This is a genomic window from Spirillospora sp. NPDC048911 (assembly GCF_043198015.1).
GTDB lineage: Bacteria > Actinomycetota > Actinomycetes > Streptosporangiales > Streptosporangiaceae > Spirillospora.
Map to the genome: position 1 here is coordinate 1,336,794 of NZ_JBICUD010000002.1, position 14,695 is coordinate 1,351,488.

The 14,695-nt window shown below is 72.4% G+C and carries 15 protein-coding genes and 1 tRNA gene; 12 read left to right on the forward strand and 4 right to left on the reverse strand.

Annotated elements, in window-relative coordinates; genetic code table 11:
• Positions 1-6: 6 nt before the first annotated feature.
• The 4 genes from ACGFNU_RS13530 to ACGFNU_RS13545 all read left to right on the forward strand — a co-directional run bounded on the left by ACGFNU_RS13530 (position 7) and on the right by ACGFNU_RS13545 (position 3,029).
• Positions 7-1,470, forward strand: coding sequence for a glutamate synthase subunit beta (locus ACGFNU_RS13530; protein WP_392593203.1), 1,464 nt, complete (start codon positions 7-9; stop codon positions 1,468-1,470).
• Between the two features lie 65 nt (positions 1,471-1,535).
• Positions 1,536-2,111, forward strand: coding sequence for a GNAT family N-acetyltransferase (locus tag ACGFNU_RS13535; protein WP_392593205.1), 576 nt, complete (start codon positions 1,536-1,538; stop codon positions 2,109-2,111).
• 4 nt (positions 2,112-2,115) lie between these two features.
• Positions 2,116-2,586 carry a helix-turn-helix transcriptional regulator gene (locus ACGFNU_RS13540; RefSeq protein WP_392593206.1) on the forward strand — a complete coding sequence of 157 codons (471 nt, stop codon included), beginning with the start codon at positions 2,116-2,118 and terminating at the stop codon, positions 2,584-2,586.
• Positions 2,583-3,029 (forward strand): VOC family protein, encoded by a 447-nt coding sequence (locus ACGFNU_RS13545; protein WP_392593208.1) that lies wholly within the window; start codon positions 2,583-2,585, stop codon positions 3,027-3,029. Before ACGFNU_RS13540 ends, ACGFNU_RS13545 begins: the two co-directional genes overlap by 4 nt.
• A 160-nt stretch (positions 3,030-3,189) precedes the next feature.
• Here ACGFNU_RS13545 and ACGFNU_RS13550 read toward each other — a convergent pair whose 3' ends face one another.
• Positions 3,190-4,608 carry a pyridoxal phosphate-dependent decarboxylase family protein gene (locus ACGFNU_RS13550; RefSeq protein WP_392593210.1) on the reverse strand — a complete coding sequence of 473 codons (1,419 nt, stop codon included), beginning with the start codon at positions 4,606-4,608 and terminating at the stop codon, positions 3,190-3,192.
• A gap of 38 nt (positions 4,609-4,646) precedes the next feature.
• A complete protein-coding gene (locus ACGFNU_RS13555) occupies positions 4,647-5,069 on the reverse strand; it encodes a hypothetical protein (RefSeq protein WP_392593212.1) in 423 nt (140 codons plus the stop codon).
• Positions 5,070-5,321: 252 nt separating this feature from the next.
• On the opposite strand from ACGFNU_RS13555, the gene ACGFNU_RS13560 reads away from it, so the two are divergent.
• A complete protein-coding gene (locus tag ACGFNU_RS13560) occupies positions 5,322-6,197 on the forward strand; it encodes a hypothetical protein (RefSeq protein ID WP_392593214.1) in 876 nt (291 codons plus the stop codon).
• On the forward strand, positions 6,194-6,601 hold the full coding sequence (locus tag ACGFNU_RS13565) for an MmcQ/YjbR family DNA-binding protein (protein WP_392593216.1): 408 nt from the start codon (positions 6,194-6,196) through the stop codon (positions 6,599-6,601). The genes ACGFNU_RS13560 and ACGFNU_RS13565 overlap by 4 nt, the downstream gene beginning before the upstream one ends.
• A 75-nt stretch (positions 6,602-6,676) precedes the next feature.
• Here ACGFNU_RS13565 and ACGFNU_RS13570 read toward each other — a convergent pair whose 3' ends face one another.
• Positions 6,677-7,432, reverse strand: a complete 756-nt coding sequence (locus tag ACGFNU_RS13570) for a DUF6597 domain-containing transcriptional factor (RefSeq protein ID WP_392593217.1) — start codon at positions 7,430-7,432, stop codon at positions 6,677-6,679.
• 78 nt (positions 7,433-7,510) lie between these two features.
• Here ACGFNU_RS13570 and ACGFNU_RS13575 point away from each other — a divergent pair, with 78 nt between their 5' ends.
• The 6 genes from ACGFNU_RS13575 (at position 7,511) to ACGFNU_RS13600 (ending at position 14,616) form a co-directional block, all read left to right on the forward strand.
• Positions 7,511-8,065, forward strand: a complete 555-nt coding sequence (locus ACGFNU_RS13575; RefSeq protein WP_392593219.1) for a type 1 glutamine amidotransferase domain-containing protein — start codon at positions 7,511-7,513, stop codon at positions 8,063-8,065.
• 140 nt (positions 8,066-8,205) lie between these two features.
• Positions 8,206-9,636, forward strand: coding sequence for a pyruvate kinase (gene pyk, locus ACGFNU_RS13580; RefSeq protein WP_392593221.1), 1,431 nt, complete (start codon positions 8,206-8,208; stop codon positions 9,634-9,636).
• Positions 9,637-9,708: 72 nt separating this feature from the next.
• A complete protein-coding gene (locus tag ACGFNU_RS13585) occupies positions 9,709-9,891 on the forward strand; it encodes a hypothetical protein (protein WP_392593223.1) in 183 nt (60 codons plus the stop codon).
• A 152-nt stretch (positions 9,892-10,043) separates the two neighbouring features.
• Positions 10,044-13,160 carry an FtsX-like permease family protein gene (locus ACGFNU_RS13590; RefSeq protein ID WP_392593225.1) on the forward strand — a complete coding sequence of 1,039 codons (3,117 nt, stop codon included), beginning with the start codon at positions 10,044-10,046 and terminating at the stop codon, positions 13,158-13,160.
• Positions 13,157-13,960, forward strand: coding sequence for an ABC transporter ATP-binding protein (locus ACGFNU_RS13595; protein WP_392593227.1), 804 nt, complete (start codon positions 13,157-13,159; stop codon positions 13,958-13,960). The genes ACGFNU_RS13590 and ACGFNU_RS13595 overlap by 4 nt, the downstream gene beginning before the upstream one ends.
• A complete protein-coding gene (locus tag ACGFNU_RS13600) occupies positions 13,960-14,616 on the forward strand; it encodes an ABC transporter ATP-binding protein (protein ID WP_392593229.1) in 657 nt (218 codons plus the stop codon). The genes ACGFNU_RS13595 and ACGFNU_RS13600 overlap by 1 nt, the downstream gene beginning before the upstream one ends.
• On the opposite strand, the gene ACGFNU_RS13605 is transcribed toward ACGFNU_RS13600, so the two are convergent.
• Positions 14,587-14,659, reverse strand: a tRNA-Leu gene (locus tag ACGFNU_RS13605). The two genes, ACGFNU_RS13600 and ACGFNU_RS13605, sit on opposite strands and share 30 nt — an antisense overlap.
• Between the last annotated feature and the right edge of the window lie 36 nt (positions 14,660-14,695).

Consider the following 14,695-nt stretch of genomic DNA (forward strand, 5'->3'; position numbering starts at 1 on the left):
CCCACCATGGCTGACCCGAAGGGTTTTCTGACCGTCCAGCGGGAGCTCCCGAAGCGCCGCCCGGTCGACGTGCGCATCAAGAGCTGGTCCGAGGTCTACGAGAGCTTCGGCAACGACAGGCTCGAGAAGCAGGCGAGCCGCTGCATGGACTGCGGCATCCCGTTCTGCCACCAGGGCTGCCCGCTGGGCAACCTCATCCCCGAGTGGAACGACCTCGTCTACCGCAAGGACTGGCACGAGGCGATCGAGCGGCTGCACGCCACCAACAACTTCCCGGAGTTCACCGGGAAGCTGTGCCCCGCCCCGTGCGAGGCGGCGTGCGTCCTCGGCATCAACCAGGATCCGGTGACGATCAAGCGGGTCGAGGCCGAGATCATCGACCGGGCCTGGGCCGAGGGCTGGGTGCGCCCGCAGCCGCCCGCGGTCAAGACCGGCAAGAGCGTCGCGGTCGTCGGCTCCGGCCCGGCCGGGCTCGCCGCCGCTCAGCAGCTCACCCGAGCCGGCCACGACGTCACGGTGTACGAGCGGGCCGACCGCGTCGGCGGGCTGCTCCGTTACGGCATCCCCGAGTTCAAGATGGAGAAGCGGCACGTCGACCGGCGCGTCGAGCAGATGCGCGCGGAGGGCACCGAGTTCAAGACCTCGGTGAACGTGGGCGTGGACATCACCGCCGACGAGCTGCGGGCAGGCCACGACGCGGTCGTCCTCGCGGGCGGGGCCACCGCCTGGCGCGACCTGCCCGTCCCGGGCCGCGAGCTCAAGGGGGTCTACCAGGCCATGGAGTACCTGCCGCCGGCCAACAAGGTGCAGGAGGGCGACTTCGAGGAGTCCCCGATCTCGGCCAAGGGCAAGCACGTCGTGGTGATCGGCGGCGGTGACACCGGCGCCGACTGCATCGGCACCGCGATCCGGCAGGGGGCCGCCTCGGTCACCCAGCTGGAGATCATGCCGCAGCCGCCCGCCGCCCGCCCCGACGCGCAGCCGTGGCCGACCTACCCGATGCTGTTCAAGATGGAGAGCGCCCACGAGGAGCTCCGCGACCAGGGCGGCGACCGGGTCTACGCGGTCTCCACCACCGCGTTCGTGGGCGACGCCGACGGCGACCTCCGGGCCCTGCGCCTGGTCGAGGTCGAGGGCCCGCAGACCGGCTTCAAGCCGATCCCGGGCACCGAGCGCGAGATCGAGGCCCAGCTGGTCACGCTCGCCATGGGCTTCCTCGGGCCGCAGAAGGAAGGGCTCCTCGACCAGCTCGGCGTCGAGCTGGACCAGCGCGGCAACGTCGTCCGCGACAAGGACTACAGGACCACCGTCGGCGATGTCTTCGCCGCGGGCGACATGGGCCGCGGCCAGTCCCTGATCGTGTGGGCGATCGCCGAGGGCCGTGCCGCCGCGCACGGAGTGGACAAGCACCTGATGGGCGAAACGTCCCTGCCCTACCCGATCGTGCCCACCGCGCGTCCGATAGCCTGATCCGGCAAATCCCGCCGTGTCCCGGACGCCCGGGGCACGGCGGAGTCGTGTCCAGGGGGACCTATATGCCGACTCGCCAGATGGACGTGACCACGTGGTACCTGGAGCAGTGCGCGGCGGACGAGCTGCGCCCCGCCCGCGTCCCCGGGACACCCCCGCGGATCGTCCGCGCCGAGATACCCAGCCCCGAGCTGAGCCGCTTCCTCTACACCGCCGTCGGCGGCGACTGGTACTGGACCGACCGCCTCCCGTGGTCGCACGAGCAGTGGCGCAACTGGCTGGAGCGCCCCGGCGTGGAGACCTGGGTCGCCTACGTCCAGGGCACGCCCGCGGGCTACGTCGAGCTCGACCCGCAACCCGACGGCCAGGTCGAGATCACCAGCTTCGGCCTGCTCCGCGCGTTCACCGGCCAGGGCCTCGGCGGCCACCTGCTCACCGTCGGCGCCACCCGCGCCTGGGATCTCGCCACCCGCTGGGCCGACCGCAAGCCCACCGAACGCGTCTGGCTGCACACCTGTTCCAACGACGGCCCGCACGCCCTCCGCAACTACCAGGCCCGCGGCTTCCGCGTCTTCGACGTCCGCTCCGCCACCGAACTCCGCGACCACACCCCGCCCGGCCCCTGGCCCGGCGCCCACTGAAGGCATGGACACCGGCCAGCTGAGACAGGTACGCCTGGCCAAGGACGCCATGGATCGCGACTGGGCCCGCCCCCTCGACCTGCCCACCGTCGCGGCCGAGGCGGGCTACTCCCAGTACCACTTCGTACGGCTGTTCCGCGAGGTCTACGGGGAGACGCCGGGCCAGTACTTGAGCCGCCGCCGCATCGAACGGGCCCAGGAGCTCCTCCGCTCGGCGAACCTCACGGTCACCGAGATCTGCCTCCTGGTCGGCTTCACGAGCCTCGGCACGTTCTCCACCAAGTTCAAGAGACAGGTGGGCGTCACGCCGACCGAGTTCCGCCGCGCGGCCCGGCGCTCCGGAACACCCCCCGTCCCCGGTTGCTTCGTCCTCTTCTGGGCGGGCGGCTTCCGTGCGGACCAGCAATTTTCAAGAAGCCGCAACGGAGCTCCGCCTCCTAACGTGGACCCCACACCACGAAGGGAAACCTCATGATCACCGGACTCGGCCTGGCCACCATCTGGGTACTCGACCAGGACTCCGCCAAAGAATTCTTCACCGCCAAGCTCGGCCTGGAGGAGCGCACCGACATGACCCTGGGGGAGGGCGGCATGCGCTGGGTCACCGTCGGCGCCAGGGACCAGCCCGAGCTCCAGCTCACCCTCATGGTCCCCGGCCCGCCGTCCCTCGACCCCGAGTCCGCCGAGCAGCTGAAGGGCCTGATCGCCAAGGGCGTCCTCGGCGCCGGCGCGTTCTCCACCGACGACTGCCAGGCGGAGTACGAGCGCCTGTCCGCCGCCGGCGTCACCTTCATCCAGCAGCCCGAGAAACGCCCCTACGGCATCGAGGCCATCTTCCGCGACGACTCCGGCAACTGGTACAGCCTCACCCAGCCCTTCGAGAAACTGGACGAGACCGCCGACTGGAACAACTGCTAGTCGAGCCCCATGCCGAGATACTCCCAGGTGAGGGAGACCTCGATGGGATCGGCAACCGCCACGGCGACAGGGTGACCGCTGCTTGGACCCGGAGGAGGCGCGCCGGACGCTGGCGGCGCTCCTCGGGTCCCGGTTCGGCCTGTCGGAGGAGAAGGTCTGATCAGCGGGCGGCGAGCTCGCGGAGGACGATGATCAGCTGCTCGGCCTCGGCGGCGGTGATGCGCCAGTTGACCATGGCGGGGCGGAAGACGGTCATGCCGCGGTAGGTGCTCGTCCCGGCGTAGACGCGGCCGTCGGCGAGGAGTTCGGCGCCGAGCCGGGCGTTGAGGGCGTCGAGGTCCTCTTCGGGGACGCCGGGCGGGCGGTAGCGGAAGCAGACGATGGACAGCTGGACGGGGGCGAGCAGTTCGAGGTCGGGGGCGTTCTCGACGAGCTTGCCGAGGTGGGCGGCCGCGTCCAGATGGCGTTCGACCATCGCGCGGTAGCCCTCCCGGCCGTACGCGCGGAGCGTCGCCCAGATGGGGAGCGCGCGGGCCCGCCGGGACGACTCGGGGCCGAGCATGTTGTAGTTGGGCCCCTCGCCGGGCTGCGGGAGGTAGGCGGCGCCCCAGGCGCCGAAGGCCTTGGAGAGGTACGCCCCGTCGCGGATGAACGAGAACCCGCTCTCGTACGGGACGTTCAGCCACTTGTGGCCATCGGCGGTGATGGAGTCGGCGCGGGCGGCGCCCCGGGCCAGGTGGGCCGTCCGGGGCGACAGCGCGGCGAACATGCCGAACGCCCCGTCGACGTGGAGCCAGGCCCCGTGACGTTCGGCCAGGTCGGCGAGATCGTCGAGCGGGTCGGAGCCGCCGGTGTTGACCTCGCCGAGGTTGCCGACGATGACGGCGGGGGCGCCGTCCAGGGCGGCGAGGGCCTCCTCCATCGCGGGCAGGTCGATCGCGCCGGAGTCGTCGCGGGCGAAGGTGCGCAGCGTGTCGCGGCCGCAGCCGAGGATCTGCAGGGCCTTGCGTGTGCTGACGTGCACCAGGCCGCTGCTGAAGACGGGCATCTGGGGGAGCCCGGCCAGACCCTGGGAGGTCACGTCGACGCCGTGCTTCTCGGCCCACCAGCAGCGGGCCGCGGACAGGCCGGTGACGTGCGCGAACGTGGCGCTCGGGGTGAGGACGCCGCCGTAGGAGGCGGGGATGCCGAACAGGTCCTTGAGCCATCCGAGGACGACCGTCTCGACCTGGGTGGCGAACGGGGAGGCGACCCAGAGCCCGGCTGCCTGGTCGAGGAGCGACGTGATCCAGTCCCCGGCCATGGCCGCGGGCGTGGAGCCGCCCGTCACGAGATGGAAGAAACGGGGGCCGGAGAGGTGGGTGGCGGCCTCGGTGCCGATGCGCAGGAGCTCCGCCACGGCGGCCGGCCCGCCCTCGCCGCGTTCCGGTAGCGGGCCCTCCAGGTCTTTGAGGAGGACGTCGCGGGTCCGGTCGTGGACGGGCCGCGTGGCCAGGCTCGCGAGGTAGGGGGCGGCGGCGTTCGCGACCAGTTCGAGACCGGCGGCCGCGGTGTCATGTTCGTGGATGGGGTCACTCATGACGTCAGTGAAGCAGGGCGCTTCCGCCGAGTAAATGATCATTCGTCCTGGACGATGAGGCGGACGAGGTGGCCATGCGCGGCGAATACCGGCGAATCACCGTCCAGCATGCCGGTGGCGCAGTCGATCGTGGTCGCGTCCACCTGCCGGACGAGGAACGCCGGCTCGGCGATCGCCGCGAGGAACCGGATCGCCTCGCGCAGGAGATGGATCTTCTTGGCGGGTCCGGTGGAGACGACGGTGAGCTCGTAGACGCCGTCCGGAAGGAGCCGTTCGGAGACGATCCGGAACGGCGCGTCGGCGCGGCGGAGATGCGGCAGGAGATGGGCCTCGGGCTCCTCGGCCACCCATCCGTCCCGTTCGGTGTGCCGGAGGAGATCGCGGACGTGGGGAGTGGCGGCCGCCCCCGAGGCGATGCCGGTGAACCGCTCGTCGATGTCCCATCTGGGGCGTTCGGTCATGGCCACACCTTGCCATCCCTTGCTGATCATGTTGTGCTCCGCGTCCCGGGCCGGTTGAATTTCGGCACCGGCGCACACCTCGCGTGCGTGCCTTCGAGCCCATCGTTCGCGAATCTTCCGGTCCGCGACAGGGGCTCGGCTTCCCCGTTTCGCGGGACTCGGGGCCCGGTCATCCACCGCTGGGGTGACCGGGCCGCCCGCGTGTCCGATACCTACAAGACCCCCGCCGGCCCGCGCTCCTACGGTGGGGCCATGAAGACGATCGACACCGAGCGGCTGGCGCGCGCCGAGGACTTCATGCGCCGCAACGCGCGCCTCATCGACCGGCACCGGTTCGCGTTCCACTTCCGGGGCGGCCCGGCCGCCGCGATCACGGCGGCGCTGCGGCCGTACGAGAACCCCGACGGCGGCTACGGCCACGGCCTCGAACCCGATCTGCGCGGCGAGGCCAGCCAGCCCGTCCCCGCCCAGCACGCCCTGGAGTTCCTGCACGAGGCGGGTGCCGGCGTCGACCCCGCGGTGGGAAGGATCTGCGACTACCTGACGTCCATCGCCCGGCCGGACGGGGGAGTCCCGTTCGTGCTGCCGACCGTGCGCGGGACGCCGGCCGGCCCCTGGTGGCGGTCGCCCGACGACCCGCCCGGCCACATCGTCCCCACCGGGACGCTGGCGGGGCAGCTGCACCGGATCGGCGTCGGCCACCCGTGGCTGGAGCCCGCGACCGGCTTCTGCTGGGCCTGGCTGGACGAGGCGGCCGACCCGCAGCCGTACGAGATCTACGCGATCCTGACGTTCCTCGACCACGTGCCCGACCGGGACCGCGCGGAGGCGGCGTTCGAGCGGCTGCGCAAGCCGATGCTCGCCCACGTCGCCCTCGACCCGCGCACGGGCGGCGACGCCCACTTCCCGCTCGACTTCGCGCCCTCGCCGGACGGCTTCGGCCGCCGCCTCTTCGACGACGACGTCATCGAGGCCCATCTCGACGCGCTGGTGGAGGCGCAGCAGGACGACGGAGGCTGGACGGTCAACTTCCTCATCTGGACGCCCCAGACCGGACCGGAGTGGGGCGGCTTCGTCACCGTGGAACGCCTCCGGACATTGCGGGCATACGGAAGACTGTCGGCATGAGCGGTCTCACCCCCGACGACGTCACCCGGCACTGCCTCGGCCTGGAGCAGGCGAAGGAGGACTTCCCCTTCGGCCCGCAGCCCGCGGTCTACCGGATCGCGGGCAAGATCTTCGCGCTGCTCAGCGAGGACGCCGACCCGCCGAGGGTGAGCCTCAAGCTGCCGCCGGACGAGGTGCGGGCGCTCCAGGCTCAGTATCCGGGCACGGTGCTTCCCGGCTACCACCTCAACAAGCGGCACTGGGTGACGGTGGTGCTGGAGGGCGACCTGGACGGCGACGAGGTGCGCGCGCTCGTCGACCAGGCGTACGACACGGTGGTCGCCACCCTGCCCCGCCGGCTCCGCCCGGGGTTCGTCCCGCCCGTGCCCGAGGCGCCCGCGCGCAGGCATGGCGAGGCCATCTGACCGCCGCGCAGGCGGCCCGGCCCGTCGGCGGCGAGGCCGGACAGCCCGACGGTCGCGCGTCGTGAGCGGGCTCGGTCAGACGGGGGTGAGGTCCGCGGCCCTCTCCAGCGAAGCGGCCTTCTCCAGCAGGGCGGTCAGCGGGGCGCCCGCCAGTTCGCGCACCTCATGGGCCAGATGTGCCTGATCGGAATATCCCGTGGCGTACGCGACGTCCGCGAGCGGCCGGCCCGCGTACGCCAGCCCGAGCGCCTTCTGGAAGCGCAGCACCCGCTGGACCGTTTTCGGCCCGTACCCGAAGGCCGCCAGGACCCGCCGTCGCAGTTGCCGCTCGCCGAGGCCCAGTGCGTCAGCGGCCTCGCTGACGGGGCGGCCGGCCAGGTCGCGCAGGAGGGGCTGGACGATCGGGTCGGCGGGCTCGGACTCGGTGCTCCGCCGCAGCACCGCCCTGGTCAGGACCTGCGCGGGGTCGCCGGCCGAGGCCAGCGCCTCGCCCAGCCGGTCCGCCTCGGGCCCCCACAGATCGCGGAGCGGAGGCCGCGCGTCCCGGACGGCGTCGGCGGGCACGCCCAGGATCGGCGCGGCCATGCCCGGCCGGAAGCGCACGCCGATCAGCCGGTCACCGGGGTCCAGCCTCGCGAGCATCGGGCCGGTGTCGGGCCCGGCGACCTGGATCCGCGCGTCCCGGCTCCACCAGATCAGGTCGACGCAGCCGTCCGGGACGACGCGCTGCTCGTACGGCTCGCCGGCGCCCGCCGCGAGTTCGTGGCGCCAGACGCAGGCCAGCCCGGCTCCCGCCGGCGCGGGAAGTTCAAGATAGCGGCTGGCCTTCACCCTTCCTGCATACCACTGCCCGTCGTGGGCAGGGGCAACGAGGACAGCCCAAACCGACGAGAAGGGGAGAATTCCGCCATGGCCACCGATCTTCAGGGCAAGACCATCGCCTTCCTCTGCGCGCCCGAGGGCGTCGAGCAGGTCGAGCTGACCGAGCCCTGGAAGGCCGTCGAGCAGGCGGGCGGGCAGCCCCGGCTGGTCTCGACGCAGTCGGGCCGTATCCAGGCGTTCGAGCACCTCGACAAGGGCGACACCTTCGCGGTCGACACGACCGTGGACGTCTCGCCGCCGGAGGAGTTCGACGCGCTCGTGCTGCCCGGGGGCGTCGCCAATCCGGACTTCCTGCGGACGCAGCCGAACGCCGTCGCGTTCGCCAAGGCGTTCTTCGACACCGGCAAGCCGGTCGCGGCGATCTGCCACGCGCCCTGGACGCTCATCGAGGCCGACGTCGTCCGCGGCCGCACGCTGACGTCATGGCCGAGCCTCCAGACCGACCTGCGCAACGCCGGCGCGACGTGGGTCGACGAAGAGGTCAAGGTCTGCGAGGGCGGCCCGAACGTCCTCGTGACGAGCCGCAAGCCCGACGACCTGAAGGCGTTCTGCCAGGCCGCCGTCGAGGCCTTCAAGCGGTGACCGCGGGCCGGGCCGATGGTGATTCAGGTCACATTTCCCCCTATGGTCTAGACCTCTGACCTAGACCAGTACGTGAATCTTCGGCGACCGCATCCTGCACGAATATCCGTACCCGCCGGTAACTAAGTAGCGTTGTGCACGTGACCCGTCGAGCGAAGATTGTCAGCACCATCGGCCCCGCCTGCTCGAGCCCCGAGCAGATCCACGCCCTCGTGGAGGCCGGCATCGATGTCGCCCGGCTCAACATGAGCCACGGCGAGCACGCCGTCCACGAGCAGGTGTTCCACCGGCTGCGGGCCGCCGCCGAGGCGACCGGCCGCGGCGTCGGCATCCTGGCCGACCTCCAGGGCCCCAAGATCCGCATCGGGCGGTTCCCGGACGGGCCGGTACGGCTGACGCTCGGCGACGAGTTCACGATCACGATCGAGGACGTCCCGGGCAGCCGCCGCGAGGTGTCCACCACCTACCAGGGCCTGCCCGGGGACGTCAGCCCCGGCGACACCGTCCTCATCGACGACGGCCGGGTCGCCCTCGAGGTCGTCGAGGTCGACGGCCCCCGCGTGCACACCCGCGTGATGGTCGGCGGCATGGTGTCCGACAACAAGGGCCTCAACCTGCCCGGCGTTCCGGTGAGCGTGCCCGCGCTCACCGACAAGGACGAGGAAGACCTGCGCTGGGCGCTGCGGCTCGGCGTCGACATGGTCGCGCTCTCGTTCGTCCGCACGCCCGAGGACGCCGACATCTGCTACCGGATCATGGAGGAGGAGGGCGTCCGCGTCCCCCTCATCGGCAAGATCGAGAAGCCGCAGGCCGTGGCCGCGCTGCCCGAGATCGTCGCCGCGTTCGACGGCATCATGGTCGCCCGCGGCGACCTCGGCGTCGAGCTCCCCCTGGAAGAGGTGCCGATCGTCCAGAAGCGCGCCATCGAGCTGTGCCGCGAGAAGGCCCGCCCGGTGATCGTCGCCACCCAGATGCTCGAATCCATGATCTCCGCGCCCCGGCCCACCCGCGCCGAGACCTCCGACGTCGCCAACGCCGTCTTCGAGGGCGCCGACGCGGTGATGCTCTCCGGCGAGACCAGCGTCGGGCAGTACCCGATCGAGTCGGTCGAGACGATGAGCCGCATCGTCACCACGGCCGAGAAGGCGTCGCTGCAGGCCACGCACGCCCTCGACCGCATCCCCGAGACCGTCGGCGGCGCGATCGCCCGGGCCGCCGCCGAGGTCGGCGCCATCATCGGCGCCGAGGCCCTCGTCGCGTTCACGATGTCGGGCGAGACGGCCCGCCGGCTGTCGCGCTACCGCTCGCCGATCCCGCTGCTGGCGTTCACGTCGGTGCCGGCCGTGCGCGGCAAGCTCGCCCACGTGTGGGGCACCGAGACGTTCATCGTCCCGCACGCCCACCACACCGACGACATGGTCCGCCAGGTCGAGCAGGGCCTGCTGGAGACCGGGCAGGTCCAGAAGGGCGACCGCGTGGTGATCGTGGCCGGCTCGCCCCCCGGCACCGCCGGCTCGACCAACGCGCTCCGCGTCCACCGCATCGGCGACGCCATCGCCGTCCGCGACTGACCCGGCTCGGAAGCCGGCGCCGGTCCGCCCGAAAGCTGGACATTCCGGCGCCGGTGATCGCATGATTCCGATATGAGCGATCACCCGCGCGATGACGACGGCCGCGAGCCGGGCACGGCCACGCGGTGGCGGTCCCTGCCACCGCGCACGCCGCCGGCCGACACCCTGGCCTCCCAGGAGGTCCCGCCCAAGCCGCAGGTCATCGCCGAGCCGGGCAATGTGAAGCTGGACGAGGCCACCCGCTACCCCGGCTGAGCCGCGCCGAACCCCCGCCAGAGCTCGTCCGCACATCTGCACAGGTGTTCAGAGGTTGCCCGGCCGACCGTCACCGGCCGAAACCCACCGCCATGATCCTCCCCGTGGCACGTTGATCCCACCAGGGACGACGGCCGGCGGGAGCGACGATCATGCGGGGAACGGGACGGGCGGCCACCCTCTGGCGCGGCCTGTGGTTCCGGCGGGGCATGTCCGCCGGGCTCCTGCTCATGGCGGTCGTCGCCGTCGCCGCCGCCTCGATCGGCCCGTCCTACCACGACGCCGCCGCCACGTTCGCGCTGCGCCGTACGATCACCAAGGCGCCGCCCGCCGGGCAGGCCCTGCACCTCACCGCGCTCTCGCCCGCCGGGCAGGCGCTGGACCGAAGCCCCTTGGAGTCGTACGCGACCGGTGCGCTCCACGGGCACGATCGGCTGTTCCAGAGCCCCATCATGGAGATCAAGGGCACCGGCGACTTCGGGACCGGCAGAGCGGCCGGCATCACCTGGCGGCAAGGCGCGTGCGCTCATCTGACCTTCGAGTCGGGACGCTGCCCCGACTCCACGCCGGAGATGTGGGACGCGCCGTTCACGCGGGCCGCCGTCGACCGGGAGACGGCCGCGGCCCGGGGCTGGAAGGCCGGCAGCAGGGTGCGGACGCGGCTTCGCGACACCGGGGGCAGGCAGGTGACGCTCCTCATCACCGGCGTCTACACGATCCGTGACGCCGACTCGCCCTACTGGTACGGCAGCCCGCCGGGGCGGGGCGGCGACGGCGCGTTCTTCGTCGCCGAACCCCTTCAGCTGGGCAAGGTCCCCGACGAGGTGGGCTTCATCGGCCGGATCCTGCTGCCCGTGCGGGTCGACGCGCTGCGGCCCGGTGACCGGCGCGAGCTGGGCACGGCGGTACGGGACGCCGCCGCGTTCGGCCAGCTGCGCACGTGGACGTCGTTCCACTCCGAACTCGCCACCACACTCGAAGAGATCGACGCGACCCTGGGCACCCTCCAGGTCCCGGTGATCGTGGTGACGCTGCAGCTGGTCGTGCTCTGCTGGCTGCTGCTCTTCCTCCTCATGACCGAGGTCGCCCAGGCCCGCGCCCCCGACATCGCCCTGGTCAAGCTCCGCGGGCTCACCGGCGTGCGGCTGCTGGCCTTCGGCCTCGCCGAGCCCGTGCTGCTCCTGCTCATCGCGCTGCCGCTCGGCATCGGGCTCGGGCGGGTCGCCGCCCGATCGATGGCCGCGGCGTTCCTGGGCGAGACGGTGACCATGGGCATGCCCGTGGCGGTCTGGCTGGCGGCCGCCGGCACCACCGCCGGCGGCCTCGTGGCGGTGGTCATCGCGTCGCGCACCGCCCTGTCGCGGCCCGTCACCGAGCAGTGGCGCCGGACGGCCGGACGCCGCCGCCCCGGCCGGGGGTGGGTCCCGGAGGCGGTGCTGCTGACCCTGGTCGCCGGTGGCCTCGCGCAGATCGTCGGCTCCGGCGCGCTGTCCACGGCGGGACGCCAGAACGCGGTCTCGCTCGTGGTCCCCGGGCTGCTCGCCCTGGGCGCGGCCCTGATCGCGGCGCGGGCGCTCCCGCCGGCCTGCCGTGCCCTGTTCGGCCGGACGCGGCGGCAGGGCGGCCTCGGGGCCTTCCTGGCCCTCCGCCAGATCGCCCGCAGACCCGGCGGCAACCGCCTCACGATCTCGCTCGCGACCTCGCTCGCCCTGGTCGTCTTCGCCACCGCCGCGTGGTCGGTCACCCGTACCAACCACCGCGAGGTCGCGCGCGTCCGGATCGGCGCCCCCGTCGTCCTGACCGTCAGCCCGCCCGCGGACAGGACGCTCGCCGACTTCGTCCGCCAGGCCGACCCGGCCGGCCGGTCCGCCGCGCCGGTCCTGGCCACCCGCCGCACCGAGCCGGGTGCGCCCGTCACGCTCGCCGTCGACCCGAAGCGGTTCGCGGCCGTGGCGTACTGGCGGCCGGACTTCGGGAAACAGTCACTGGCCTCGATGATGGAGAAGCTGTCGCGGCTGTCGGGGACGCCGCCGCTCGTCCACGGCGAGCGGCTCCGGGCCGAGCTGGACGTCAGAACGCTCCGGGACTCGGCCACCAAGGAGCCTGTCAGCGCCGAGATCCGCGTCGAGATCCTCCAGCCGGGCCGCCTGCGCTCCACCGAGGTCGATCTCGGGACCATCTCCGGACCCGGCCGGCGCACCCTCGCCGGCACGCTGCCCGGATGTTCCCGAGGCTGCGAGATCCTGCGCGTCTTCCTCCACGTCCCGCCCAGCAAGAGCCCGTCCGCCGTCGACGGAGACCTGATCGTCCGGAACCTCCAGGAGCGGGCCGCGGGACGATGGAACCGCGTGGAGCCCGTGATCTCCGAAAGGCAATGGCGCGTCCTCCTGGTCGAAGACCAGGAATTCGGCGTCTTCAAGGCCGGCGGCCACGAAGTCCCCGGCGGCATACGGGCCTCGTTCCACGCGCCGCTCTCGCTCTGGCAGGGCTTCGGCTACGTCGGCCCCGGAGGGAGGATCGCGGCCGTCACGACTCCCGGCGTGATCCCTGAGGCCTCCGAACGGAAGTCCGCGGCGCTGGGGCTCGACGGCCGCCCGCTGGAGGCGGAGGTGACCTCCACCGTCCTCGCGCTGCCCGCCGCCGGCGAGGCCGGCGCCGTCATCGACGAGGCCGAGGCCCGCCGAGTCGCGGGCACCGTCGCCACCGGGACCGTCGACCACCAGATCTGGAGCACCCCCGAGGCCGCGCCCCGGATCAAGACCGCGATCCACGCCGCGGGCATGACCGTGCTCTCCGAGCGCACGGTCAAGGCCGAGACCGAGGCGCTCGGGCAGGACGGCCCGGGGCTGGCCCTCATGCTCCTGCTCGTCACCTCCGCCGCGGCGGCCCTGCTCGCCGCCGCCGGGGCGATGCTCAGCCTGTACGCGTCGGGTCGCCGCCGCACGTACGAACTCGCCGCCCTCCGCGTCGCGGGAGCCCGCCGCCGCGTTCTGCGCCGCGGCCTCCTGGCCGAACAACTCGTGGTCCTCGGCTTCGGCACGTCCGTCGGCGTGATCGCCGGGCTCCTCACCGTCTGGCTCGCGCTCCCGTCCATCCCGCAGTTCGTGCACCCGCCCGCCGTCCCGGACCTGACCCGCGCGCCGGACCCGTGGCTCCTCGCCGGTGTGATCGCCACCGCCACGGCCCTCACGTTCGCCGGGGCCTGGCTGATGTCGGGCGCCTTCATGACCCGCGTCCGCGCCGACCAGCTCAGGGAGGCCCCGCCGTGACCGCCGTTCGCTGTGACAACGTCCTGCACATCTACCGGGCCGAGGAGGACGACGTCATCGCCCTCCGAGGGGTGGATCTGGAGGTCGGCCAGGGTGAGTCCCTCGCCCTCATCGGGCCCTCGGGCGCGGGCAAGACGACGCTCCTCTGGCTGCTCGCGGGCCTGCTGAAGCCCAGCGCGGGCAAGCTCAGCGTCCTCGGCCGCGACGTCGAGACGCTCGGTCCGGGAGCCCTGTCCCGGCTGCGCGCCCGGGAGATCGGCATCGTCCTCCAGAACCCCGCTCGCAACGTCCTGCCGCACGCGACCGCCGCCCAGAACATCGCGCAGGCCCAGCGCATCGCCCGCGGCCGCCGCGTGATCGCCGGCCTCCTCGAACAGGTGGGCCTGGAGAACGTGCCGGGCCCCGCCGGACGCCTGTCCGGTGGTGAGCAGCAACGCCTCGCCGCGGCGATCGCCATGGCGCACCGCCCGCGCCTGCTCCTCGCCGACGAGCCCACCAGCCAGCTGGACCGCGAGTCGGCCACCGTGGTGATCGATCTGCTGCGCGCCGCAGGTGAGAACGGGACCACCGTCGTCGTGGTCACCCACGACCCCGCCGTGAGCGCCGCGTTCGACCGGAGCCTCACCATCCGTGACGGACGCGTCGGCTCCGAGGAACGCGACGGCGCCGAGTACCTGGTCGTGGGCCGGGACGGCTCCGTCCAGCTGCCGCCGGCGCTCCAGGAGATCCTGCCGCCGGGCACCAGGGCCGTCGCCCGCGCCCTGCCCGACGGCGTCGAGCTGCGCCGGGAGGCCGAGTGATGTTGCGCGCCGAGGGCCTGTCGCACACGATCGACGGCCGTGCCATCCTCACCGGCATCGACCTGGAAGCGACAGCGGGCGAACGCATCGCCGTGATCGGCCCATCGGGCTCAGGCAAATCAACCCTCCTGACGCTCCTCGCCGGAGTCATCACCCCCACGCACGGACAGGTGAGATTCCGGGGAGCCCCCATCGGCGAATCGGCACGCCAGGAGATCTCCTACGTCTTCCAGGGCTACGGCCTGATGTCCCTGCTCACCGCCGCTGAGAACGTGGAAATCGCCCTCCGCGCCGCAGGCCGGCCTCCGGCGAAAGCACGCGAGCTGGCCGCAGACGCCCTGGAGACCCTCGGCATGACCCCCTATGCCGATCACCTGATCGAAGAACTCTCCGGCGGCCAGCAACAGCGCACGGCCGTCGCGCTCGCCCTGGCCCGCCGTCCCGCGCTCCTGCTGGCGGACGAGCCCACGGCCGAGCAGGACCCCGGCCACCGCGACCTGGTGCTCAAGCGCCTTCTGGCCGAGACCGAACGCGGCGCGGCATTGATCATCGCGACCCACGACCCCGAGGTGGCGGCCCAATGTGACCGCACTCTGCGCCTCGACGACGGCATCATTCGTGACGGGTGCCCCGAGTGGGATTCGAACCCACACTAAACGGTGTTTGAGACCGCTTCCTCTGCCATTGGGATATCGGGGCTTATGTTGGACATTCTTCTGAAGCTAAAAGTGCGGT